We start from the raw sequence: 23,178 nt of genomic DNA on the forward strand, positions 1-23,178 counted from the left end.
ATACAGAGAGACCCGACTCTTTTAATCTTTCAAGGAGCAAAGAATGCTGATTCTAACTCGTCGAGTTGGTGAGACCCTCATGATTGGGGATGAGGTGACCGTGACAGTACTTGGGGTAAAAGGTAACCAGGTTCGTATTGGTGTTAACGCCCCGAAGGAAGTTTCTGTACACCGCGAAGAGATCTACCAACGTATCCAGGCTGAAAAATCGCAACAAACGAGTTACTAAAGTTACTGCGTCTCGCTATCTGCTAGCGAGACGCTTCCTTTAGAGCACTATTTTCTTCGCTTTATCTCGCAATCCCTCCTGTTTCTTCTGTCATGCCCACAATTTCTTACTTATCCCGAATGCTTTCGTACCTCTATAAACCCCATCTTGTTAGTTGATAAAACACTCTTTTTGCCGTGAATTCACCCTAATTGTGCGCGAAGTGTGCAATTGAAACTGAGTTGGGAAAAATTGTTTGACTTATAAGTGCGGGAAAGTAATATGTGCGCCACGCAGTGCCGATGAGCAGAAACAAGTTCAACGGTACACCTCGAAAGAGGCGTGTGGTGAGGTGGCCGAGAGGCTGAAGGCGCTCCCCTGCTAAGGGAGTATGCGGTCAAAAGCTGCATCCGGGGTTCGAATCCCCGCCTCACCGCCATTTTGCACCCATAGCTCAGCTGGATAGAGTACTCGGCTACGAACCGAGCGGTCGGAAGTTCGAATCTTCCTGGGTGCACCATTCTTCCTACTACCATTTTGCACCGGTAGTGTTGCAAAGAAAGTTAATTTCTTAGCGAACAACAGGGAGAAAAACGTTGCTAAAGCAACGGCCCGTCAGGGCAAGCACCGTGAGTAACGCTCCGGATGCACCATCTTGTTGATGTTGTTTAGAACAACAAACAGCATTAAGTCAGCAGTAAAAGAAGTAATCCTGTGCACCCATAGCTCAGCTGGATAGAGTACTCGGCTACGAACCGAGCGGTCGGAAGTTCGAATCTTCCTGGGTGCACCATCTTCTTCGATGTTACGGCAAGTTCAGTGACATTGAATCAGTAGTAAAGCAGTAACCCGATGCACCCATAGCTCAGCTGGATAGAGTACTCGGCTACGAACCGAGCGGTCGGAAGTTCGAATCTTCCTGGGTGCACCATCTTCTTCGATGTTACGGCAAGTTCAGTGACATTGAATCAGTAGTAAAGCAGTAACCCGATGCACCCATAGCTCAGCTGGATAGAGTACTCGGCTACGAACCGAGCGGTCGGAAGTTCGAATCTTCCTGGGTGCACCATATTTTTCTCCAGTTTTAATTCCCCGAAAGTAACTCTTAAACTCCCCAGTAACACCACACAAACCCATTAGTCACCTTCTGTACTATCTCAATTACAAATAAGCGACAATATTATTGGTTTACGCTAAAGTAACGCCTCAATATTGAGTGATGTGAGGGATGAGATGTACGAACGTTACGACGGCCTGATTTTCGATATGGACGGAACCATCCTCGATACCGAACCAACACATCGTAAGGCGTGGCGTGAGACGCTAGCGGGCTATGGCATGCAGTTTGATGAGCAAGCTATGGTTGCGTTGAATGGCTCCCCAACCTGGCGTATCGCGCAGGCGATTATCGAACTCAATCGTGCAGATCTTGATCCTCATCGTCTGGCGCAGGAAAAGACGCAGGCCGTAAGGGCTATGCTTCTTGATACTGTGCGCCCGCTTCCTCTCATTGATGTCGTTAAATCCTGGCATGGGCGTCGTCCTATGGCTGTCGGTACCGGTAGTGAAAGCGATATTGCCGAAGCGCTGCTTAATCATTTGGGCTTACGTCAGTATTTCTCCGCTGTTGTCGCGGCAGATCACGTTAAAAACCATAAACCTGCTCCCGACACTTTTTTGCTGTGCGCCAAATTAATGGGTGTTGCTGCGCATAAATGTGTGGTGTTTGAAGATGCAGATTTTGGCCTGGAAGCAGCACGTGCCGCTGGTATGGATGGCGTGGATGTCCGTTTGCTGTGAGTGAAACTCTGTCATTTGTTTCACTGTTTACCAGCAGTTTTCTTAGCGCAACATTGTTACCAGGAAGCTCAGAAGCTGTTCTGGTGGCGTTATTAGTTGCAGGTTCTGGGCCAACCTGGTTACTCATTTTAATAGCAACAATGGGTAATAGCCTTGGCGGCTTAACTAACGTTATTCTTGGACGTTTTTTCCCGTTGCGGGAACAATCGCGCTGGCAAGGAAAGGCAACTGCCTGGCTAGTGCGTTTTGGTCCGGCAACGTTATTACTCAGCTGGATGCCTTTAATTGGCGATCTACTGTGCCTGTTGGCTGGCTTATTACGAATGAGCTGGGGACCGGTAATCTTTTTCTTATGCCTTGGTAAAGCGCTTCGCTATCTCGTTGTCGCGGCTGCAACGGTACAAGGCATGGCGTGGTGGCACTAATTGGGTGATCTGATAATTATCATCACCATTTAAAACAATTATGCTTAATAAAAATGAATTCTACAGGCGGGAGGTCAATTTGATCCCGAACGTATCACAGGCGCTGGCCTGGCTGGAACAGCATCCTCAGGCAGTAAAAGGTCTTCGTCGTGGTCTTGAGCGTGAAACGCTGCGCGTCACGCCAGATGGTCAGTTGGCAACAACCGGCCACCCGGAAAGTCTAGGTTCAGCGTTTACCCATAAATGGATCACCACCGATTTCGCGGAAGCGCTGCTGGAGTTTATCACTCCGGTTGATGGTGACATCGACCATATGCTGACCTTCATGCGTGATATTCATCGCCATGTCGCCCGTCATTTGGGTGAGGAACGCATGTGGCCTCTGAGCATGCCGTGCTATATCGACGACGGTCAGAATATCGAACTGGCGCAGTATGGTTCATCCAACAACGGGCGTTTTAAAACGCTCTACCGTGAAGGATTGAAAAACCGTTACGGTGCGTTGATGCAGACTATCTCCGGCGTTCACTACAACTTTTCGTTGCCGTTTGAATTTTGGCAGGCGCGGTTGGGCGTAGAAGATGCCCAGAGCGGCAAAGAAGCGATTTCCGCCGGATACTTCCGCCTGATTCGCAACTACTACCGTTTCGGTTGGGTGATCCCGTATTTATTCGGTGCATCGCCGGCGATTTGCTCGTCTTTCCTGCAAGGGAAAGAAAGCTCGCTGCCATTTGAAAAAACCGAGTGTGGCATGAATTACCTGCCATACGCGACGTCACTGCGTTTGAGCGACCTCGGTTACACCAACAAATCTCAGAGCAATCTTGGCATTACGTTTAACGATCTGGAAACTTACGTCGCCGGATTAAAACGTGCCATTAAAACGCCTTCGGAAGAGTACGCGAAGATGGGAGTTGAGAAGGACGGTAAACGCCTTCAAATCAACACCAACGTGCTGCAAATCGAAAATGAACTCTACGCACCGATTCGCCCTAAACGTGTCACAGCGGAGGGTGAGTCGCCTTCTGACGCTCTGATGCGCGGTGGGATTGAATATATCGAAGTGCGTTCACTGGATATTAACCCGTTCTCTCCGATCGGGGTTGATGAGCAGCAAGTTCGCTTCCTCGACCTGTTTATGATTTGGTGTGTGCTGGCTGACGCGCCTGAAATGAGCAGTGATGAATTGCTTTGCACCCGTAAAAACTGGAATCGCGTGATTCTGGAAGGGCGCAAACCAGGCCTGACGTTGGGTATGGGTTGTGAAACCGCACAGCATCCGTTGCCTAAAGTGGGCAAAGACCTGTTTGCTGATTTACGGCGTGTCGCGGAAACGCTGGATGGTATCGCTGGCAATACGGAATACCAGGACGTGTGTGACCAACTGGTCGCCTGTTTCGATAATCCTGAATTAACGTACTCAGCACGAATTCTGCGGTCTATGATTGATAATGGCATTGGCGGAACTGGGCTGGCATTGGCTGAGCAATATCGTCAGATGCTGATCCAGGAGCCGCTAGAGATTTTGACCGAAGATGTATTGCAGAAGGAGCATGACGCTTCGTGGCAACGTCAGCGGGAAATTGAAGCTAAAGATACCGAACCGTTCGACGTGTGGCTCGCAAAACACGCGTAGTACAAAAGAAAAAGGCCACAATCAATGTGGCCAAAATATACATCTCTGAATCAGGGATGATGATAATAAATGCGCGTCTTTCATATACTCAGAGTCGTCCAGGAAAGAATGGTTCATTTTATTTTTAAATTAAATCACTATCGGAGGTGATCAGATGCCGTTGTTGGATAGCTTCACAGTCGACCATACCCGCATGGGCGCGCCAGCAGTGCGTGTGGCCAAAACAATGCACACGCCTCATGGCGATACAATCACTGTATTTGATCTGCGTTTCTGCATCCCGAACAAGGAAGTGATGCCAGAAAAAGGGATTCATACACTTGAACACCTGTTTGCAGGATTTATGCGTGATCACCTGAATGGGAACGGCGTAGAGATCATCGATATTTCACCTATGGGTTGCCGCACAGGTTTCTACATGAGCCTGATTGGTGTGCCAGAAGAGTCTCGAGTTGCTGACGCGTGGAAAGCGGCAATGGAAGATGTTCTGAAAGTGAAAGAGCAAAACCAGATCCCAGAGCTGAACGTTTATCAGTGTGGGACTTACCACATGCACTCGTTGCAAGAAGCACAGGACATCGCGCGCCATATTCTTGAGCATGGTGTGAGCGTGAACAGCAACGAAGAGTTGGCTCTGCCAAAAGAGAAACTTAAAGAGCTGCACATCTAGTCAGAAGCCTCATAAAAAGGAGCTCATCGGCTCCTTTTTATATTCCTGCGCTATGCTACCTTTATCTTTTCGCTCATAAATAACGCTATGTCTACCACTCTCCAGTTCAACTTCGCGACGCGTCCGCTGGTTCCCTTGGCTCATGATTATCCACATGGCGCGACGGAGCCCTGGCATAGCCATGACTGCGCACAACTGCTGCATACTTTAAGTGGCGTGGTGCGGATAGAAACGGAACAAGGGTATTGGGTTGTGCCGCCCAGTCGTGGTGTATGGCTCCCGGCGGGAACACGTCATCGGCTTCAGGTCACAGGACAAGTCGCGGCCAGAACGTTGTTTATCGATCCTTTTGCTCGAGCGGATTTACCCTCGGTCTGTCAGGTTGTGCAGGTTTCTAATTTACTGCGTGAGTTGATCATAAGCTCGCTGGATCTACCAGGACGGTACGAAGCCGGGAGCAGGGAGGAGAGAATCTACGAGCTGATCCTCGATGAAATCCGCGTGATGACAGTGATGCCTTTTAATCTGCCGGAACCGCAGGCACCCACGATTCAGGCGCTATGCCGTCAGGTTCAGGCTGAACCAGGTAAATCATGGACCACCACAGTGGCTGCCGCCCAGCTCAACATGAGTGAACGAACCTTACTGCGCCATTTTCGCGAGCAAACTGGTATGGCGTTCAGCGAATGGGTACGACGCGCACGGCTAATGGAAGCACTAAATCGCCTGGCTCAAGGGCAATCGGTTCTGCGGGTGGCGCTGGATCTTGGCTATGAAAGCCACAGTGCATTCAGCGCCATGTTCCGACGGACTCTGGGCGTATCCCCAAGTGAATACTTCTAGTTCGAGGAGTTTATCGGCAAGGCGTTAAGCAAAGCCTGTAGCGAAGCCCGCGCAACATCATTGTCGATACCGACTCCCCAGCGACTTTCACCATTGGCAAAAGTACAGCGTATATAGGCAGCTGATCGGCTCTCGCTATGTCTTCCAAGTGTATGCTCATGGTAGTCCTCGATAGAAAAAGCGACCTTGAACTGCGATTTTAGAGCATCAGCGGTGGCAGAAAGTAGCCCGTTACCTTTGCCCTGCAACGTCAATATTCCTTCTGGTGTCTGGACGCGCGCCTGCAGTGAAAGACCTCCTTCTGTCTGACTTTCACTGCGGTATTCCAGTAGTTGCCGATCAGCGAGTTGATGCGGCCCGTACAACTTGCGGAACAACTGCCAGAGGGCGTTAAGAGTCATTTCGTTACCGTCCCGGTCGGTCTGTTCCTGAACGTGGCGGCTGAAGTCCTGTTGCAACCCACGTGGTAATACCAGCCCGTGGTTTTGTTCCAGTATCCACGCCGCGCCGCTTTTACCAGACTGGCTGTTAACGCGGATCACCGCCTCGTAACTACAGCCAATATCGTTCGGGTCTACAGGAAGATACGGCATCTCCCAAAGCGGAGAAGAGGATTGCTGCCGGGCCGTGAAACCCTTTTTGATAGCATCCTGATGCGAGCCTGAAAAGGCTGTAAATGCCAACTTTCCGGCATAGGGATGGCGAGGGTGCACCGGTAACTGATTGCATTGCTCCACCTCTTCGACAACATGCTTTATGTCGCTGAAATCGAGCTGCGGTGAGACCCCCTGGCTGTATAGATTCATAGCCATGGTTACCAGACAGACGTTACCGGTGCGTTCGCCGTTGCCGAACAAACAGCCCTCTACACGGTCAGCTCCCGCAAGTATCGCCAGTTCAGCACTGGCCACACCGCTTCCCCGGTCATTGTGAGGATGAACGCTGATACACACCGCGTTACGCCGCGAGAAATGGCGACAGAAGTACTCAATTTGGTCGGCATAGACGTTCGGGGTATTCACTTCGACGGTTGCAGGTAAGTTGATAATCATCGGCCTTTCGCAGCAGGGCTCCCAAACATCCGCCACCGCCTCGCAGATTTGCAGCGCGAAATCAGATTCGGTGAAGCAGAAGGTTTCCGGGGAGTATTCATAACTCCACTGTGTTTGCGGGTTTGCCTCGCACAATGCCCGAATCTGGCGCGTTGCACTGACGGCCAATTGGATGATCTCCTCTTTGCTCTGACGGAATACCAGGCGGCGGAAAAGTGGGGCAGTGGCGTTATAGAGATGCAGTGTCGCGCGACTGGCACCCTCAAGAGCGGCAAAAGTGCGTTCAATCAAATCGGTACGTGCCTGGGTCAGCACCTGGATTGTGACGTCGTGCGGTATCCGCCGTTCTTCAATTAGCTGGCGAACAAACTGGAAGTCCGTTTCTGATGCTGACGGAAAAGCCACTTCAATTTCCTTAAAACCGCATTGGAGCAACAGTTCCCAGAAGCGCAGTTTGCGCAGGCCGTCCATGGGGTCAGCCAGCGCCTGATTACCGTCGCGCAGGTCGGTGGAAAGCCAGCGTGGGGCATGCGTGAGCTGTTTGTTTGGCCATTGGCGGTCAGGTAGGTGAATCGGGGGATGGGGCTGGTATTTTTGCGATGGGTCGTACAGCATGTCGGTTTTCCTCGGCGTGGGTCAGTCTTTATCCTGACGACTTTAGGCTGGGCTTACTGGCGCAAAACTGACAACCTGTGCTGCAAAACCGCCAGACGACAGACAGAGAAAAGGGGCCAATTGGCCCCTTTTGTGTTTCTGACTTAGTGCGCTCCACCGCCGCCACCACCGGCACCAAACGGTGGTCTGGCAAACCAGATTAGACCCAGTAACAGAATAAATATTCCTGCAGAAACCCAGAAAATCTCATTGGCTGAGATAATCAGCCCCTGATTGGTAATCTGCTGCGCAATATAGCCAGAGGCTTGTTGCGGCGACATCCCCAGATTTTCCAGTTTTGAATACATCTCCTGCGCATTCGGGTTAAACGGTGAAACGGACTCCGTTAACTGCGCGTGATGTAGCGCTTCGCGGTTAGTCCACAGCGTCGTGGTTATCGACGTACCAATCGAACCGGCAAGGGTTCGGGTAAAGTTCGACAGACTCGACGCTGCGGCCATACGTTCAGGCGGTAGCCCGGAAAGCGTGATTGTCGTCAGTGGCATAAAGAAGCACGCCACGGCAAAGCCCTGAATAAACTGCGGCCAGGCCGACGCGCCGAAATCCATTCCCGGCTCGAAGGTATATGCACGCCAGTAGAAACAGACGGCGTACATAATAAAGCTGAACGTCACCAGGCGCCGCATATCGAGCTTATGAGCAAAACGCCCGATAATCGGCGACAGCAATACAGGAAGAAGCCCGACCGGTGCCGATGCCAGACCCGCCCAGGTTGCCGTGTAGCCATATACCTCCTGCAATAGCTGCGGCAGTAACACAATTGCGCCGAAGTAGAGCATGTAGGCGAGACTGATACACAAGCAACCAATGGTGAAGTTTCGCGACTTAAACAACGACAAGTCGACTATCGGGTTGTCGTCCGTTAGCTCCCAGACAATCAAGAAACTTATCGTCACCACCGCGACGATTGTCAGAACGACCACTTCCGTTGAGTTAAACCAATCCAGCTCTTTACCGCGGTCGAGCATGATTTGCAGGCTACCAATGCCCACCACCAACAGCGCAAGGCCGATGGCATCAATACGGCGCTGCTCGGTTTTGGTTTCACGCCCACGCAAGGTTTGCATCGTCAGCAGAACGACCAGCGCGCCGATAGGCACGTTGATAAAGAAGATCCAACCCCAGTGGTAGTTATCACTGATAAAACCACCGAGGATTGGCCCACAAATCGGTGCCACGATGACCGTCATCGACCACAGCGCCAGCGCGATACTTCGCTTAGCAGGCGGGTAGTTATTGAGCAGCAGACTTTGCGACAGCGGAATCAACGGCCCGGCAACGATCCCCTGGATAACGCGGAAGAAGATCAGCATCTCCAGACTTTTGGACACGCCGCAAGCCCATGAAGCCAACACGAAGAGAATCGTCGACCACATAAACAACTTCACTTCACCAAAGCGCTTAGCAAGCCACCCGGTGATAGGAATTGAGATGGCGTTTGCCACCCCAAATGAAGTGATAACCCAGGTTCCCTGGCTCAGTGACGAGCCAAGGTTACCGGCAATGGTCGGAATGGCCACGTTGGCGATGGTCGAGTCCAGCACCTGCATAAAGGTCGCCAATGACAAGGCGATGGTCATGATGACCAGCGGTGCCCCTTCTAGCGGTTTTTGTTGTGCCATACAACCTCCGCTTTGTTAACCCGCATTGGCCTGGATGATGTTATTGATAAGCTCGTTGGCAGGCGCAAGATTCAGCTCGCGCGCATTGCTTTCATACACCGGAGAGTGACGAGTGGTGTTTGCCAGCATACTGCCATCGCGGTTACTGGTATCCACCGTCACCAGCGTCGACAAACCGATACGCAGCGGATGTTGTTCAAGCTGTTTGGCATCCAGTTCAATACGAACCGGCAAACGCTGAACGACTTTGATCCAGTTACCCGTGGCATTTTGCGCAGGCAGCAAAGAGAACGCGCTGCCGGTACCCATATCCAGGCCAACAACTTTACCGGTGTACTCAACTTTGTCGCCGTAAATATCACTGACGACCGTCGCCGGTTGGCCAATACGCATATGCGCAAGCTGCGTTTCTTTGAAGTTTGCATCAACCCACAAACCACTCGCTGGCACGATAGCCATCAGCGGTGTGGTCGGGCTAATCTGTGCACCAACTTGCACCACACGGCGTGAAACATAGCCGGTCATTGGGCTGACAATCTTAGTCCGTTGCAGTGCCATCCAGGCGTTACGTAACTCCGCAGCCGCTTGTTTAACACTTGGCTGTTCTTCGAGTTTGGTTCCGAGGATCATGGCCTGATTGGCATTATATTGTTGAATGGCAACATCCAGTTGCGCTTGAGCCGATGCGACGGCATCTCGGGCGTGTTGCAACTCTTCACGGCCAATCAGGTTTGCATTCCCCAGCGGCACGCGGCGATTCAGGTCGCTTTGAGCTTGTGCCAGAGAAGTCTTTTGCAGCTCAATATTGGCCTGATATTGCTTACTGTTAATCATTAACTGACGAGTCTGGCGCACGCTTGAAGCCAGCACGGTTTGTGCTTGTTCAAAGGCTTGCTCAGCGTCAGCCTGGTCCAGCGTCACCAGAACATCGCCCTGTTTAACGAAGTCGGTATTATCTGCCCAAACTTTAGTTACGCTTCCGGAAACCTGGGACATTATCTGCACCTGATTACCGGCCACATACGCATCATCCGTGTTTTCGTAGTGACGTAATACTAAGAACCAGTAAATCCCATATGCCACAGCAATAATGACAAACAGCAAGGTCAACACAAGTAAGGCACCTTTACGTTTGCCTTTCTTGTTACCCGGCTGCTGCGAGGTTTGAGTCTCCGCATGTGCGCTCATGCTTATCTCCACACTTTTTTATTATAGTGATCGGCTGAGCCGACCTGTTAGACCCAACAGGCCAGCAAGGTAAGTTGCTGGCCTGTCAGTATTCATCTTTTTTGGGATACTACGATTTAACGCGATGACGGCACTTAGCGCACGGCTTCAAGTACAGTCTGGTTTTCGTCCATTTCATCAAGGCGGGTCAGCAGTTTGCGGGTGATCTGTTCCAACTGCTCTTTTTCCGAACCACTCAGCGTGGACCACAGCTCATGTAAGCAGTGGTGCTGCGGTGGTAACACCTGACGCAGGAACTCCTGACCTTTTTCGGTTAAATGCAGATGCAGGCAGCGGCGATCGTTATCGCTTTCACGGCGTTCAATCCAGCCACGCTTTTCCAGTTCATCGGCAATACGAGTCGCGTTAGTACGGGAAGACCCCAAAGCACAGCTCAATTCAGAAGGCTGGATGCTGTGGTTTTCCTGCGATTCAAGAGTAATTAACGCCATAAACAGCGTCTCGTTAATCCCCTGAGCTTTCAGCATTTTATTGCGGTTTTCCAAAAGCTTGCCCTGCATGTGCATGCAAAGGCGCGTCAGCAGGACTTCCTGGTACGGGAATTCCTCATAGCGTTTGGCGCGAAATTTTAGCATTTGTTCAATGGGCGTAAACGAACTATCCATTTTGGCATAACCTCATTAGTTTCGGTCGATATAATAACGATGGTGACAAATAAAGTAAATGTATTGTTGATACGTTTTTATTGGTCAGACTGATATCACCATCATGAGTTTCCAGGTTAATCCATAACCCAGAGCACTTAATAATGTCGGGACAATGATGCTGCGAGTTTTATAAAAACTCAGCCCGAGAATAATAAAACCGACAAGCGTCGGGACCAGACGTTGCGCGTTCTGCATAATCTCCGGAACACTAGAAACCACCAGCAACGCACAAATCGATGCGATTCCGATACTGTCGAGCAGTATGCCAGTGGCGCCGCGTTTGGCCGGACGAGTGGTATTTGCCCGGATACGCAGAGGCAAATAACGAAACAGATAGTTGGCAAGACCGACCAGCAAACCCAGCAAAAGTACTTGTGTACTCATCCGTGTTCACCTTGATAAAACGCCTGTACTAATGCCGCCATACAGCCACAGACAATCCCTGCAAGAATCGCCACCGGAATAGAAACCAGCGTCACGCCCAACAATGCGCCAGCAAGCGAAGCGGTAACCGTCCATGATTGTTTACGCTGGAACGACGCCAGCATGAAACTCATGAACAGGGCGGGCAACATAAAGCCTAAAGCCGCTTCAACAGCGGGCAGGTGGTCCAGCAAACCATTACCAGACCAGGCTCCCAGCGCGGTGCCTAAAACCCAGGAAAACCATGAACTAAAGGCGATACCGATCATCCAGTTTTCGCTCCAGCGCCGGTTATCACGCACCAGTTTGGCGGTGGCGGCGGCAAAAACTTCGTCGGTCAGGCCGAAGGCCCAAATCGCGGTTTTAGGTTTACTCAACTGGCGGGTGATGCGCTGACGCAGGGAAGGGCCATACAACACGTGGCGCACATCCATTGCCATCACCGTTAAGGCGGCGACCCACAGAGAACTACCCGCAGCCAGTAACGCAGTTATCACAAACTGGCTGGCCCCGGCATAAATAATGCAGGAGAAAAACAAGCTTTCGAGTGGCGTAAATCCCAGCTTCGTGGCATTAAGCCCAAACGCAAACGCGACTGGAATATAACTGATGACAATCGGTAAACTGTCTTTCAGCCCTTCAACCCAGGTGGCATCGCTGTGATTATTATCTAATGGAACTGTTGCAGGACTATCCATATTAAATATTTATAAGTTTCTTACGTTAAAGTCACTCGAATTAATAAACGGGGATAACCTTAACAGACTGGTACGACCCTTAATACCCCAAATTATTTCTGGCGGTTGTAAAGGAATAGTGACATCACGGTTGGCGGTGATAACCACGCCACCACACTACTAAATTTAGTAGGGCGACAATCGCACCGGCCACGCACACGCCATTCCATCCGGCATGTTGATAAGCACTGGCGGAGATCAGCGAACCTGCGGCCCCGCCAATAAAGTAGCTGGTCATATAACCGGCGGTCAGACGATTTCGCGCATCCGGCATCATGCGGTAGATAACCGTCTGGTTAGTGATATGTACGCCCTGAACGGTTAAATCCAGCACCAGAATCCCGATGATCAACGCGATAACGGAATACTGCCCCATCGCGGTTGCAATCCAGGACACTAACAACAGCACCAGCCCAATAGTTGTGGTGAGATGGGCTTTGCCTTTGTCCGCAAACCCGCCAGCGGGACGCGCACCCAAAGCACCCGCAGCACCCGCGAGGCCAAACAAACCAATCACGCTTTCCGAGAAATTAAAGGGCGGTGACGCCAGCAGAAACGCCATCGACGTCCAGAGAATACTGAAGTTGGCAAAGGTCAGGCAGCCGAGCAAAGCGCGGGTCCGCAGCAGCGGAGTTTTGATAAACAAGCCGAATACCGACGACAACAATTGCGGATAATTCAGATGGGTGTCGGATTTCACTTTTGGTAAACCACGCCACAAAGCCAGCGCCATCACCACCATTAATACACTTGCAACCCAGTAAACGGTGCGCCAGCCGCCAATGCCTGCCAGTAACCCGGCTACAGTACGTGCCAGCAAAATCCCCAGCAGCAGCCCGCTCATAATGGTGCCGACCACTTTGCCGCGCTTTTCCGGCTCCGCAAGCGTTGCTGCCAATGGCACAAGAATCTGGGCGACCACCGAGAACAAGCCGGTGAGTGCGGTGCCAAGAATCATCATCCACAGCGTCTGGCTGAGGGCGACAATCACCATCCCACCCGCGGCGAGCAGCGTCATAAACACAATCAACCCACGGCGTTCAAACATATCGCCCAACGGCACCAGGAACAGCAGCCCTACGGCATAGCCTAGCTGCGCTGCGGTAACGATAAACCCGGCCTGATTAATTGAAAGGGAAAATGCCGTCGCGATAGTGTCGAGCAGGGGTTGCGCATAATAGTTACTGGCAACGGCCAAACCCGTGGCGAGAGACATCAGGACAATCAGAGCGGGGCTCAGTCCTTGAGTGGATGTTTTCATTGTTATTTTTCAGCTTGTGATGATGGAGCGGGAATAATAGCTAAAAATAAGGTAGGCAGGGGTCGGATTGTGCGCTTTGTTTTTGATTGGGACGCCCTCATCCCGACCTTGTCCCCCAGGAGAAGGGGAAAACTGGCATCAGTGTGAGAAGGAGAGGGAGAGCGCCGGACTATACCCTCTCCCGTGGGAGAGGGTTAGGGTGAGGGCAAAAACTTACTTCGTCGCCAAAGCCTCATTCACCCAGCCATCAAACTCGGCCTGGTGCGCTTTAATCCAGCCATCGACGTGACCCTGAATATCCGCTTCTGACGCTTTACCGTTGTGCATCATTGCATTCTCGGCGTTGATATCCGCCAGTGGCAGCTTCATCAGACTAAACAGCTTCGCCGCCTGCGGGTTTTTCTCAGCCCAGGCTTTGTTCGCCACAATGTGCATGGTATTTACCGGGAAACCATAGTTCGCGCCATTCGGCAGTTTGGTATCCACGTCTTTCTGTTTGCCTGGCATAGAAGAGAACGGCACTTGCAGCCACACCACATCTTTGCCCGGAACCATCACATCACTCACCCAATATGGCGTCCAGGTGTAGTAGATAACCGGCTTGCCTTCTTTGTGACGCGTAATGGTATCGGCAATCATCGCCGAATAGTTACCCTGGTTATGTTCCACGGTATTCGTCAGGCCGAAAGCGCCAATCTGGTGATTGATAACCGCTTCGCAGCCCCAACCAGGTGTGCAGCCAGTTAAATCGGCTTTACCGTCGCCGTTGGTATCAAACAGTTTGGCAATCTTAGGATCTTTTAGCTGCTCGATATTGGTTATCTTATATTGCTCGGCCGTTTTCTTATCTATCAGATAACCCTGAGCGGCACCCTGAACGTAAGTGCCTTCACGATAAAATTTCTTATCGCCGCCAGCAGCGTCGTACATATCGTCGTGCAACGGCTTCCAGTTAGTGGCGATAAATGTGGTATCGCCTGCGGCCATGGAGGTGTAGGCCACGTTGTAATCCACTTCACTCGGTTTATTCACCGTATAGCCCAATTTTTCCAGGGCGCGGCTCACCAGCAAAGTCTGGAATGATTCTTCTGAGATAGTGCTTTGCGCAGGTTGAACCGTAATGCCTTTTCCCGGCAAATCAGCGGCAAAAGCGCTGGTGGTCATCAGAGTGGCGAGTGTTGCGGCTAAAATAGTTGTGTGTCGCATCATGCTTCCTTATCGGTGATGGGGCGTGAGGCGGCACGCATGCCGCCATCATGTTTATTTGATGAAGGGACGGGTCAAAAGACCAATTGGGCCGGTGTTAAACCAGCGGCGGTTGCCACGGCTGCGTGAATCGCGGCCAATGGACTGAGTTAAACGGTCGAGAATAATGGCCAGAATTACAATGCCGACGCCGCCAACGGTCGCCAGACCCATATCAAGGCGACCAATACCGCGCAGCACCATCTGACCAAGACCGCCGACGGCAATCATTGACGCGATAACCACCATCGAAAGTGCCAGCATCAGCGTCTGGTTGACGCCCGCCATAATGGTTGGCATCGCCAGCGGTAACTGAACTTTGAACAGCATCTGACGTGGGCTTGCGCCAAACGAACGAGAGGCTTCAATCAAATCTTCCGGAACCTGCTTAATTCCCAGAATCGTCAGGCGCACAATCGGTGGCAGGGCAAAGATAATCGTCACCACCACACCCGGCACGTTACCGATACCGAACAGCATCACAATTGGCACCAGGTAAACAAACGCTGGTGTAGTCTGCATGGCATCTAATAACGGACGGATAATCTTCGCGGCCCGTTCGCTTCTGGCAAGCCAAATACCGAGCGGTAAACCAATAATCATGCAGAACAGCAGGGCGGTCAGAACCAGCGCCAGCGTCACCATTGCTTGTGACCACGCGCCAATCGCGCCAATCGCCACCAGTGAAACCAGCGTCGCGATCCCCATCCCGAGGCTCGACATCTGCCACGCAATCAGCGCAAACAGAACGATGGCAACCGGGGCGGGCATCCCCAGCAAGAAATGCTGGAAGCCGCTCAGTATATAATCCACCGGCACGCGAATGCCCTGGAACAGCGGACGGAAGTGCGTAACCACCCAATCGATGCCGTGCGTCACCCAGCTATCGAGCGGGATCAGCGTCTTATGAAAGGGATCTAAAATATTAAAATGTTCAGGCTGCGGGGCAGGCGCTGAATTCAGCCAGTCTGCACTGCTACTGGCTGCGGGTGTTGAGGCCGCCTGGCTTCCCCACGCATCGGCGGTCGCTGCGGCCTGATTGGTTGTTGCGTCGGCAGCCGCACTGCCGGTATCCCACGGATTTTCTGCACTCATTGACTTACCCCCTCACGATCTAACGCCTGCAGCAGAACCCCTTTCGAGATAATGCCCACGTACTGACTCTCTTCCCCAACAACCGGAACCGCGCACGGTGCCTGGCCGACATGGGTGAGTAGATCACTCAGTGAAGTCTCTGCGGAAACGGCCGCTGGAGATTCGAGGTAAGCATTGTCCAGACCCTGGCCCGCAGCTAACGCGGCTTTCAGTGAATCAGTGGAAACAATACCGAGGAATTTTTGCCCGCGTTCAATGACATAACCAAATTCACGGTCTTCATCTTGCAGCAATTTCAGCGCGGATCTTGGGCCGAAACCGGCAGTTTTACGCAACAGGCCAGCCGGGCTACGACGGGCAATATCCTTAGCGCTAAATACCTGGCTAATATCTACGCCACGGAAGAAGGTGCGCACATAATCATTCGCCGGATTATTGAGAATTTCATCCGGCGTACCGACTTGCACCACTTCACCACCCTGCATAATGGCAATTCGGTCGCCAATACGCATCGCTTCATCCAGATCGTGGGAAATAAATACGATGGTACGCTGATGTTTCGCCTGCAATTTAATTAACTCGTCCTGCATTTCAGTACGAATTAAAGGATCGAGGGCAGAGAAGGCTTCATCCATCAATAATATATCGGGATTAATCGCCAAAGCACGAGCCAAACCCACACGCTGACGCATACCGCCAGAAAGCTCATCGGGATAAGCGTGGGCATAATTTTCCAGCCCAACCTGACGCAGTGCATCAAGCGCTTTTTCCTGACGTTCTTTCAACGCAATACCGGCTAATTCCATGCCGAATCCAGCGTTATTTAACACCGTCATATGAGGCATCAAAGCAAAGGACTGGAATACCATGGAAATCTTATTTTTACGTACTTCACGGAGTTCCGCTTCTGATATTTTGGCAATGTCTACGCCGTCAATCAGTACCTGTCCACGGGTTGGTTCAATCAGGCGATTGAGAAGGCGAACCATGGTGGATTTACCGGAACCCGATAACCCCATGATGACAAAAATCTCGCCTTCTTCAATGGCCAGACTGGCGTCTTTTACGCCAAGCGACAGCCCTGTTTTCTCCAGTAATTCTGCTTTTGAAATACCTTTTTCTATATATTTGAATGCGCGCTGTGGATGCTCACCAAATACTTTATATAAATTCTTCACTTCAAGTTTAATTGCCATGCAATAAAGTTATTCCTGTATTTATATATTTATACACAATTCCTGATGGAAATATTCACTGCATATACCCTAACATACTTAGAATCTGAGACAACCCTCCATTTCCGATATATCCAATATCCGCACGGCGCATGTGGTCGGCATTTCCCATGAGTAAAGGGCTGAGGGCAAATATGAAAAAGATGATATTTTTTGTAACCGGAGGCGAAATTAGCCTGAATGAGACGAGGTTCACAATAATATCCATGGCGGATAAGCATCACTCTATCCGCCATAAATAAACGCAAAATTTGGTGGGTTATGTGTTCGATTATCCGCTGTAGATTAATCTATTTTTCTTAATTAGAAGTCCCAATCTTCGTCCTGAGTCTCCACCGCTTTCCCCATCACATACGACGAACCCGAGCCTGAGAAGAAGTCATGGTTTTCGTCGGCGTTGGGAGAAAGCGCTGCCAGAATCGCAGGGTTCACTGCGACCATTTCAGGCGGGAACAGCGCGTTATAGCCGAGGTTCATCAGTGCTTTATTGGCGTTATAGCAAAGGAACGCTTTGACCTCTTCCTGCCAGCCGACATTGCCATACAACGCATCGGTATACGCCACTTCATTATCGTAAAGATCCATCAGCAACTCGAAGGCGAAATTCTGCAATTCGCTCTGTCGTTCAGCGCTTTGCTGCACAAGATTTTTCTGAAATTTATAACCGATGTAATAGCCATGCACCGCCTCGTCACGAATGATCAGACGAATCAGATCTGCGGTGTTGGTCAACTTGCCACGGCTTGACCAATACATCGGCAAATAAAAGCCTGAATAAAATAAGAACGACTCCAAAAATACGCTGGCGATTTTCTTCTTCAACGGGTCATCGGCATGATAATGCGCGAGGATAATTTGCGCTTTGCGCTGGAGTGGTTCATTGGCTTCACTCCACGCATAAGCGGCATCAACATCTTTGCTCTGGCAAAGTGTCGAGAAAATCGAACTATAAGAACGAGCATGCACCGCTTCCATAAAACTCACGTTCGACAACACCGCTTCTTCATGGGGTGTTATTGCGTCAGCCATTAATACGGGTGCGCCAATGGTATTCTGAATGGTGTCCAACAACGTCAACCCAGTAAATACGCGGATCGTCAGCTGCTGTTCATCGTTGCTAAGTGATTGCCACGCCGGAATATCGTTCGACAGCGGGACTTTTTCCGGCAGCCAAAAATTACTGGTCAGGCGGTTCCATACCTCGAGATCTTTCTCATCCTCGATAATATTCCAGTTGATGGCGCGCACGCGGTTTAACTGAGTCATCTTCTCCCCTTATAAAGCGCAGGACACGCAGCCCTGGACTTCGGTGCCTTCCAGTGCCATCTGACGCAAGCGAATGTAATACAGCGTTTTAATGCCTTTTTTCCAGGCATAAATCTGCGCTTTATTAATATCGCGGGTGGTGGCGGTATCGCGGAAAAATAGCGTCAGCGACAAACCTTGATCAACGTGGCGTGTGGCTTGCGCGTAGGTGTCGATTATCTTTTCCGGGCCAATATCGTAGGCATCCTGGTAATACTCGAGATTCTCATTGGTCATAAACGGGGCCGGATAATAAACGCGCCCGGTTTTGCCTTCTTTGCGGATCTCAATACGCGAAACAATCGGGTGAATACTCGACGTTGCGTGGTTGATATACGAAATAGAACCCGTTGGTGGAATGGCCTGCAAATTCTGGTTATACAGGCCGAACTCCATCACATCATCACGCAACTGCTGCCACTGCCTGCGAGTGGGGATGGTGATACCGGCGTTGGCAAATAACTCGCGAACTTTTTGGGTTTTCGGCTGCCAGTTTTCTTGCAGATATTGCTGGAAATATTCACCGCTCGCATAGCGTGATTGTTCAAAACCTGCAAAACGTTGTTTGCGTTCCCGTGCCAGCAAATTCGAGGCGCGAATGGCATGCCAGGTCACGGTGTAAAAATAGATGTTAGTGAAATCCAACCCTTCCGCAGAGCCATAAGCAATGCTTTCGCGTGCCAGATAACCGTGCAGATTCATCTGCCCGAGGCCAATCGCATGGGAGGCGGAGTTGCCCGCTTCAATCGACGGCACCGAGCGAATGTGGCTCATATCGGAAACCGCCGTCAGCCCACGAATGGCGGTTTCTATAGTCTGAGCAAAATCTGCGGAATCCATCGCATGCGCGATATTCAGTGATCCGAGATTGCAGGAAATATCGTGGCCCACATTCTGGTAATCGAGGTTTTCGTCATAGGTCGACGCGCTATTGACCTGCAAAATTTCTGAACACAGGTTGCTCATATTAATGCGCCCGGCAATCGGGTTGGCGCGGTTGACCGTATCTTCAAACATGATGTACGGATAACCGGACTCAAACTGGATTTCGGCCAGTGTCTGGAAGAAATCGCGCGCGTTAATAAAGGTCTTGCGGATGCGTTCGTCTGCCAGCATTTCAAGGTACAAATCGCTGACCGCAATATCGCCAAACGGCTTGCCGTAAATACGCTCGACATCGTAAGGCGAAAACAGCGCCATCGGCTGGTTGTCTTTCGCTAACTGGAAGGTGACATCCGGGATCACCACGCCAAGTGAGAGCGATTTGATGCGGATCTTTTCATCAGCATTTTCGCGTTTGGTATCGAGGAAACGCAAAATATCGGGATGATGGGCGTGCAGATAAACCGCGCCCGCGCCCTGGCGCGCACCGAGTTGGTTGGCATAAGAAAACGCATCTTCCAGCATCTTCATTACCGGGATCACCCCGGACGACTGGTTTTCAATGTGTTTAATCGGCGCGCCGACTTCGCGTAAATTCGACAGCAGAAATGCCACACCGCCGCCGCGTTTTGAAAGCTGCAACGCCGAATTCACCGCGCGGCCAATCGACTCCATATTATCTTCGATACGCAGCAGGAAGCAGGAAACTAGTTCGCCGCGCTGCATCTTCCCGCAGTTCAAAAACGTCGGTGTTGCAGGCTGGAAGCGGCCACTGAGCATTTCATCCATCAGCTGAACTGCCAGTTTTTCATCACCTTGCGCCAGCGTCAGCGCCACCATACACACGCGGTCCGGGAAATGTTCCAGATACTCTTTGCCGTCATAAGATTTCAGCGTGTAGCTGGTGTAATACTTCCAGGCACCCAAAAAGGTCTGGAACTGGAAACCGCTGCGATGCGCTTTCTCAAACAATTCCACCACAAAACGGCGCTGATAACGTTGCAGCACCGCGTTGTCGTAATAACCTTGCGCCACCAGCCATTCCAGACGTGCTTGCTGGCCAGAAAACTGGCGCGAGCGGGGCAGCACATGCTGCTGATGGAATTGCTCGACCGCCAGTTTATCTTTCTCAAACTGGATGCGCCCTTCGGAATCATAAAGATTCAACATGGCATTGAGCGCGTGATAATCCGCGCTTTCCGCTGCCATTACGCTGATAGCTTCTGTCGTTGCCAAAATTCTTTGACTCCCTTACGCACGTTTTCAATGTCTTGCCCGGTGCCCAGTAGCTCAAAACGATAGAGATACGGCACCTGGCATTTTTGGGCGATCACGTCACCTGCCCGGCAAAATCCTTCGCCGAAGTTGCGGTTGCCGCTGGCAATCACACCGCGCAACAACGACCGATTCATCGGGTTGTTTAAAAAACGAATCACCTGAGCGGGAACGGCTCCGGCAATCCCGCCGCCGCCATAGCTCGGCACGATCAAAATGTACGGTTCCGTCACTTCCAGCCGCTGCTTGAAATCCAGCGGAATGCGCACGGCGGGTAGCCCGAGGCGTTCGACAAAACGCAGGGTATTTTCCGAGGTGCTGGAGAAGTAGACGAGGTTGCTCATGCGTGGGCCTGGCTGCGCAGGCGGTTGATCATATCCGGCCTAAACCCGCTCCAGCTTTCCTGTTCGGTGATAACAACTGGCAACTGGCGATAACCCAGCGTGCGTAAATCGTCCGCCGCTTCTGGGTTTAAATCGAGGTTAATCAGCTCAAAAGTGAACCCGCGGCTTTCGATAGCACGTTTGGTGGCGTGGCATTGGACACAGTCATTTCGGGTGTATATGGTAATGCGCATGATTCTTATTCTCTCTGGTATTGAGAGTATGAATACTAGATGTGGGTGAGAAAATTATCAACCATACAAGATATAGTATTTTCGATAAGAGGGAGGGAGTGGCGTGGTTTTCACCCTCTCCTTTGGGAGAGGGCCGGGGTGAGGGGAAAACTCAAAAACTACATACGCATACCGATCGCCAGGCGGTTAAACGCATTCATCAGGCTCGCGGCAAAAGTCAGATCGCTAATCTCATGTGCAGTAAAGAATTGCAGCAGCGGCTGGTACACCGCATCTTCCGCACCACCTTCGGTAATCATGGTCACCGCTTCAGCCCAGGCCAGCGCCGCACGCTCTTTGTCGCTGAAGTGATGGCTCACTTTCCAGCCCGCCAGCGCATCCAGTTTGGTCTGGTCAACGCCATCTTTGCGCAGGGCTTTTGAGTGCATCTCCAGGCAATAAGCGCAACCGTTAATCTGCGAGACACGCAGGAAAACCAGCTCAATCAGTGTTGAACCCAGCGAGCTGGACTCCAGACCTTTCAGCGCTTGCAGCATCGGCTTAAACACAGCAGGGGAAAGGTCAAAATAGGGTTGGCGTAATTCTGTCATGGTGTTGTTCCTCATGTTGGTGTGAAAGCAATTTAGCACTATGATGGACTACTAAAGAGAGCCATAAATTAACTAATAAAGCAGGCCATAATGGCAAAATCGAATCAACTAGTGGTCAGCGCTCACCACGCCATCCCGCGTTATCAACAAATTGCCAGGCAACTCAAACAGGCAATCAGTGATGGTGAGCTGGTGGCCGGAAGCCGTTTGCCGTCGAGCCGTACTATGGCACTTGAACTTGGCGTGGCGCGGGCGACAGTGGAAAACGCCTATGGCGAACTGGTGGCACAAGGTTGGCTGGAAAGGCGCGGCCAGGCGGGAACCTTCGTCAGCCCTTCAGCCACTTCGGGGGCAAATAACGTTGCCAATACCTCGAGCCAGCCGCAAGGTGCGCCACGTCCGTTTCAGATGGGGTTACCAGCCCTTGATGGATTCCCGCGCGCACTCTGGGCGCGGATGATGGGGCGGCGTCTGCGCCTGCAAACCCGCTATGACCTGATGCTGCCAGAGGCTAACGGCGAATCGACACTGCGCCAGGCCATTGCCGATTACTTGCGATTTTCGCGCAGTATTGACTGCCAGCCGGAGCAGGTATTTATCACCGCCGGATTTCAGGCCGCCATGCGTCTGGTGGTGCATACCCTGGCAAAACCTGGCGACGGAATATGGCTGGAAGACCCCGGTTATCGCTATGTGCGCCCGGTTTTTGCTGAAGCAGGAATGGCGCTACATCCCGTCCCGGTCGATAACGAAGGGATGCAGATTGATTACGGGTTAGCTCATTTCCCTGACGCTCGTTTTGCGCTGGTTACTCCCGCTCACCAAAGCCCACTTGGCGTGGCGTTGTCACTGGCACGCCGCCATCAGTTGCTGGACTGGGCAGCAGCGAATCAAAGCTGGGTGATTGAAGACGATTACGACAGCGAATTCCGCTACCATGGCAAACCACTGCCACCGATAAAAAGCCTCGATGGCCCACAACGGGTGATCTACGCGGGGACGTTCAGCAAATCGCTATTTCCCGCGCTGCGCGTCGCCTGGCTGGTGGTGCCGCAACAGCAAGTCGAGGCGTTTTCACAACATACTCATTACTTACCCTGCACCGCGCCGTTGTTGATTCAGCAAACCATTGCCGATTTTCTCCGCGAAGGCCATTTCTGGCGTCATCTGAAAAAAATGCGTCTGTGCTACAGCGAACGGCGAGTATGGCTGGAACAGGCACTGCAACAGCAAGGTTTTGATGTGGTTCCACAGGCCGGAGGCATTCAACTGGTGATGCGTGTCGGCGGCGATGATCGTGCGCTTGTGGCGAAAGCTCGCGAAGCCGGGCTGGCGGTGCAGGCATTAAGTGACTGGCGGATGGTGTCAAAAGGGGAAGGGGGAATTCTGATGAGTTTTACCAATCTCACATCAATGGCGATGGCACTCAAAGTGGCGCAACAACTTCGTGACGCGATTTTCTGACTGCACCTCTTCCCAGGTCGGATAAGCGCAGCGTCATCCGATACAACTGGCGTAAATGGTGGATGACGCTAACGCTTATCCACCCTACAAAGTCAAAATCGAACCATAGGTCGGATAAGAGCAGCGTCATCCGATACAACTGGCGTAAATGGTGGATGACGCTAACGCTTATCCACCCTACAAAGTCAAAATCGAACCATAGGTCGGATAAGCGCAGCGTCATCCGATACAACTGGCGTAAATGGTGGATGACGCTAACGCTT

At 51.5% G+C, this 23,178-nt stretch carries 22 protein-coding genes and 5 tRNA genes; 12 read left to right on the forward strand and 15 right to left on the reverse strand.

Annotated elements, in window-relative coordinates; translation table 11 throughout:
* Positions 1–43: 43 nt before the first annotated feature.
* From csrA to EC843_RS19145, 11 genes are all read left to right on the forward strand, one after another.
* Entirely contained in the window at positions 44–229 is a 186-nt protein-coding gene (csrA, locus tag EC843_RS19095) for a carbon storage regulator CsrA (RefSeq protein WP_013574027.1), read from the forward strand.
* Between the two features lie 325 nt (positions 230–554).
* Positions 555–647, forward strand: a tRNA-Ser gene (locus EC843_RS19100).
* A 4-nt stretch (positions 648–651) separates the two neighbouring features.
* A tRNA-Arg gene (locus tag EC843_RS19105) sits at positions 652–728 on the forward strand.
* Between the two features lie 196 nt (positions 729–924).
* Positions 925–1,001 (forward strand) — tRNA-Arg (locus EC843_RS19110).
* Positions 1,002–1,062: 61 nt separating this feature from the next.
* Positions 1,063–1,139: transfer RNA gene (locus EC843_RS19115), tRNA-Arg, on the forward strand.
* Positions 1,140–1,200: 61 nt separating this feature from the next.
* A tRNA-Arg gene (locus tag EC843_RS19120) sits at positions 1,201–1,277 on the forward strand.
* Between the two features lie 164 nt (positions 1,278–1,441).
* The gene (gene yqaB, locus EC843_RS19125; protein ID WP_064543962.1) at positions 1,442–2,008 is read left to right on the forward strand and encodes a fructose-1-phosphate/6-phosphogluconate phosphatase; all 567 of its coding nucleotides are present in this window, start codon (positions 1,442–1,444) and stop codon (positions 2,006–2,008) included.
* Positions 2,005–2,433, forward strand: coding sequence for a YqaA family protein (locus EC843_RS19130; protein ID WP_064543964.1), 429 nt, complete (start codon positions 2,005–2,007; stop codon positions 2,431–2,433). The genes yqaB and EC843_RS19130 overlap by 4 nt, the downstream gene beginning before the upstream one ends.
* A 79-nt stretch (positions 2,434–2,512) precedes the next feature.
* Positions 2,513–4,069, forward strand: a complete 1,557-nt coding sequence (gene gshA, locus EC843_RS19135) for a glutamate--cysteine ligase (RefSeq protein WP_064543966.1) — start codon at positions 2,513–2,515, stop codon at positions 4,067–4,069.
* 154 nt (positions 4,070–4,223) lie between these two features.
* On the forward strand, positions 4,224–4,739 hold the full coding sequence (luxS, locus tag EC843_RS19140) for an S-ribosylhomocysteine lyase (RefSeq protein ID WP_064543968.1): 516 nt from the start codon (positions 4,224–4,226) through the stop codon (positions 4,737–4,739).
* An 87-nt stretch (positions 4,740–4,826) separates the two neighbouring features.
* Positions 4,827–5,582 carry a helix-turn-helix transcriptional regulator gene (locus EC843_RS19145; protein WP_133522887.1) on the forward strand — a complete coding sequence of 252 codons (756 nt, stop codon included), beginning with the start codon at positions 4,827–4,829 and terminating at the stop codon, positions 5,580–5,582.
* On the opposite strand, the gene leuA is transcribed toward EC843_RS19145, so the two are convergent.
* From leuA to EC843_RS19220, 15 genes are all read right to left on the reverse strand, one after another.
* A complete protein-coding gene (gene leuA / locus EC843_RS19150) occupies positions 5,579–7,249 on the reverse strand; it encodes a 2-isopropylmalate synthase (protein ID WP_133522888.1) in 1,671 nt (556 codons plus the stop codon). The genes EC843_RS19145 and leuA overlap by 4 nt on opposite strands.
* A gap of 143 nt (positions 7,250–7,392) precedes the next feature.
* On the reverse strand, positions 7,393–8,931 hold the full coding sequence (gene emrB, locus EC843_RS19155) for a multidrug efflux MFS transporter permease subunit EmrB (RefSeq protein WP_064543974.1): 1,539 nt from the start codon (positions 8,929–8,931) through the stop codon (positions 7,393–7,395).
* A gap of 15 nt (positions 8,932–8,946) precedes the next feature.
* The gene (emrA, locus tag EC843_RS19160) at positions 8,947–10,119 is read right to left on the reverse strand and encodes a multidrug efflux MFS transporter periplasmic adaptor subunit EmrA (RefSeq protein WP_064543976.1); all 1,173 of its coding nucleotides are present in this window, start codon (positions 10,117–10,119) and stop codon (positions 8,947–8,949) included.
* Positions 10,120–10,253: 134 nt separating this feature from the next.
* Entirely contained in the window at positions 10,254–10,784 is a 531-nt protein-coding gene (gene mprA / locus EC843_RS19165; RefSeq protein ID WP_064543978.1) for a transcriptional repressor MprA, read from the reverse strand.
* A gap of 84 nt (positions 10,785–10,868) precedes the next feature.
* Positions 10,869–11,210, reverse strand: coding sequence for an L-valine transporter subunit YgaH (gene ygaH, locus EC843_RS19170; protein WP_064543980.1), 342 nt, complete (start codon positions 11,208–11,210; stop codon positions 10,869–10,871).
* A complete protein-coding gene (locus tag EC843_RS19175; RefSeq protein WP_064543982.1) occupies positions 11,207–11,947 on the reverse strand; it encodes an AzlC family ABC transporter permease in 741 nt (246 codons plus the stop codon). Before EC843_RS19175 ends, ygaH begins: the two co-directional genes overlap by 4 nt.
* 124 nt (positions 11,948–12,071) lie before the next feature.
* Positions 12,072–13,247: an MFS transporter gene (locus tag EC843_RS19180; RefSeq protein ID WP_064543984.1), complete on the reverse strand. Its 1,176-nt coding sequence runs from the start codon at positions 13,245–13,247 to the stop codon at positions 12,072–12,074.
* A gap of 213 nt (positions 13,248–13,460) precedes the next feature.
* Positions 13,461–14,453: a glycine betaine/L-proline ABC transporter substrate-binding protein ProX gene (proX, locus tag EC843_RS19185; protein WP_064543987.1), complete on the reverse strand. Its 993-nt coding sequence runs from the start codon at positions 14,451–14,453 to the stop codon at positions 13,461–13,463.
* A gap of 54 nt (positions 14,454–14,507) precedes the next feature.
* Positions 14,508–15,587, reverse strand: coding sequence for a glycine betaine/L-proline ABC transporter permease ProW (gene proW / locus EC843_RS19190; RefSeq protein ID WP_064543989.1), 1,080 nt, complete (start codon positions 15,585–15,587; stop codon positions 14,508–14,510).
* Positions 15,584–16,783 carry a glycine betaine/L-proline ABC transporter ATP-binding protein ProV gene (gene proV, locus EC843_RS19195; protein ID WP_064543991.1) on the reverse strand — a complete coding sequence of 400 codons (1,200 nt, stop codon included), beginning with the start codon at positions 16,781–16,783 and terminating at the stop codon, positions 15,584–15,586. Before proV ends, proW begins: the two co-directional genes overlap by 4 nt.
* 342 nt (positions 16,784–17,125) lie before the next feature.
* Positions 17,126–18,088, reverse strand: a complete 963-nt coding sequence (gene nrdF, locus EC843_RS19200; RefSeq protein WP_121815028.1) for a class 1b ribonucleoside-diphosphate reductase subunit beta — start codon at positions 18,086–18,088, stop codon at positions 17,126–17,128.
* Positions 18,089–18,097: 9 nt separating this feature from the next.
* A complete protein-coding gene (gene nrdE / locus EC843_RS19205; protein WP_133522889.1) occupies positions 18,098–20,245 on the reverse strand; it encodes a class 1b ribonucleoside-diphosphate reductase subunit alpha in 2,148 nt (715 codons plus the stop codon).
* Positions 20,218–20,628, reverse strand: a complete 411-nt coding sequence (gene nrdI, locus EC843_RS19210; RefSeq protein WP_064543998.1) for a class Ib ribonucleoside-diphosphate reductase assembly flavoprotein NrdI — start codon at positions 20,626–20,628, stop codon at positions 20,218–20,220. The genes nrdE and nrdI overlap by 28 nt, the downstream gene beginning before the upstream one ends.
* Positions 20,625–20,861 carry a glutaredoxin-like protein NrdH gene (gene nrdH, locus EC843_RS19215; protein ID WP_064544000.1) on the reverse strand — a complete coding sequence of 79 codons (237 nt, stop codon included), beginning with the start codon at positions 20,859–20,861 and terminating at the stop codon, positions 20,625–20,627. Before nrdH ends, nrdI begins: the two co-directional genes overlap by 4 nt.
* A 158-nt stretch (positions 20,862–21,019) precedes the next feature.
* Complete coding sequence (locus tag EC843_RS19220) at positions 21,020–21,451, reverse strand: carboxymuconolactone decarboxylase family protein (protein WP_064544002.1); 432 nt, start codon at positions 21,449–21,451, stop codon at positions 21,020–21,022.
* Positions 21,452–21,583: 132 nt separating this feature from the next.
* Between EC843_RS19220 and EC843_RS19225 the strand changes: the two genes are divergently transcribed.
* Positions 21,584–22,915: a PLP-dependent aminotransferase family protein gene (locus EC843_RS19225; RefSeq protein ID WP_133522935.1), complete on the forward strand. Its 1,332-nt coding sequence runs from the start codon at positions 21,584–21,586 to the stop codon at positions 22,913–22,915.
* Positions 22,916–23,178: the final 263 nt, after the last annotated feature.

Origin of the sequence: Buttiauxella sp. JUb87 (assembly GCF_004361975.1) — a bacterium.
GTDB classification, from domain to species: Bacteria; Pseudomonadota; Gammaproteobacteria; order Enterobacterales; family Enterobacteriaceae; genus Buttiauxella; species Buttiauxella ferragutiae.

Bases quoted from the DNA above. Each gene is read 5' to 3' on its own strand.
- csrA (WP_013574027.1), top strand. From the start codon at position 44: ATGCTGATTCTAACTCGTCGAGTTGGTGAGACCCTCATGATTGGGGAT.
- yqaB (WP_064543962.1), top strand. From the start codon at position 1,442: ATGTACGAACGTTACGACGGCCTGATTTTCGATATGGACGGAACCATC.
- luxS (WP_064543968.1), top strand. From the start codon at position 4,224: ATGCCGTTGTTGGATAGCTTCACAGTCGACCATACCCGCATGGGCGCG.
- EC843_RS19145 (WP_133522887.1), top strand. From the start codon at position 4,827: ATGTCTACCACTCTCCAGTTCAACTTCGCGACGCGTCCGCTGGTTCCC.
- leuA (WP_133522888.1), bottom strand. From the start codon at position 7,249: ATGCTGTACGACCCATCGCAAAAATACCAGCCCCATCCCCCGATTCAC.
- emrB (WP_064543974.1), bottom strand. From the start codon at position 8,931: ATGGCACAACAAAAACCGCTAGAAGGGGCACCGCTGGTCATCATGACC.
- emrA (WP_064543976.1), bottom strand. From the start codon at position 10,119: ATGAGCGCACATGCGGAGACTCAAACCTCGCAGCAGCCGGGTAACAAG.
- mprA (WP_064543978.1), bottom strand. From the start codon at position 10,784: ATGGATAGTTCGTTTACGCCCATTGAACAAATGCTAAAATTTCGCGCC.
- ygaH (WP_064543980.1), bottom strand. From the start codon at position 11,210: ATGAGTACACAAGTACTTTTGCTGGGTTTGCTGGTCGGTCTTGCCAAC.
- EC843_RS19175 (WP_064543982.1), bottom strand. From the start codon at position 11,947: ATGGATAGTCCTGCAACAGTTCCATTAGATAATAATCACAGCGATGCC.
- EC843_RS19180 (WP_064543984.1), bottom strand. From the start codon at position 13,247: ATGAAAACATCCACTCAAGGACTGAGCCCCGCTCTGATTGTCCTGATG.
- proX (WP_064543987.1), bottom strand. From the start codon at position 14,453: ATGCGACACACAACTATTTTAGCCGCAACACTCGCCACTCTGATGACC.
- proW (WP_064543989.1), bottom strand. From the start codon at position 15,587: ATGAGTGCAGAAAATCCGTGGGATACCGGCAGTGCGGCTGCCGACGCA.
- proV (WP_064543991.1), bottom strand. From the start codon at position 16,783: ATGGCAATTAAACTTGAAGTGAAGAATTTATATAAAGTATTTGGTGAG.
- nrdF (WP_121815028.1), bottom strand. From the start codon at position 18,088: ATGACTCAGTTAAACCGCGTGCGCGCCATCAACTGGAATATTATCGAG.
- nrdI (WP_064543998.1), bottom strand. From the start codon at position 20,628: ATGAGCAACCTCGTCTACTTCTCCAGCACCTCGGAAAATACCCTGCGT.
- nrdH (WP_064544000.1), bottom strand. From the start codon at position 20,861: ATGCGCATTACCATATACACCCGAAATGACTGTGTCCAATGCCACGCC.
- EC843_RS19220 (WP_064544002.1), bottom strand. From the start codon at position 21,451: ATGACAGAATTACGCCAACCCTATTTTGACCTTTCCCCTGCTGTGTTT.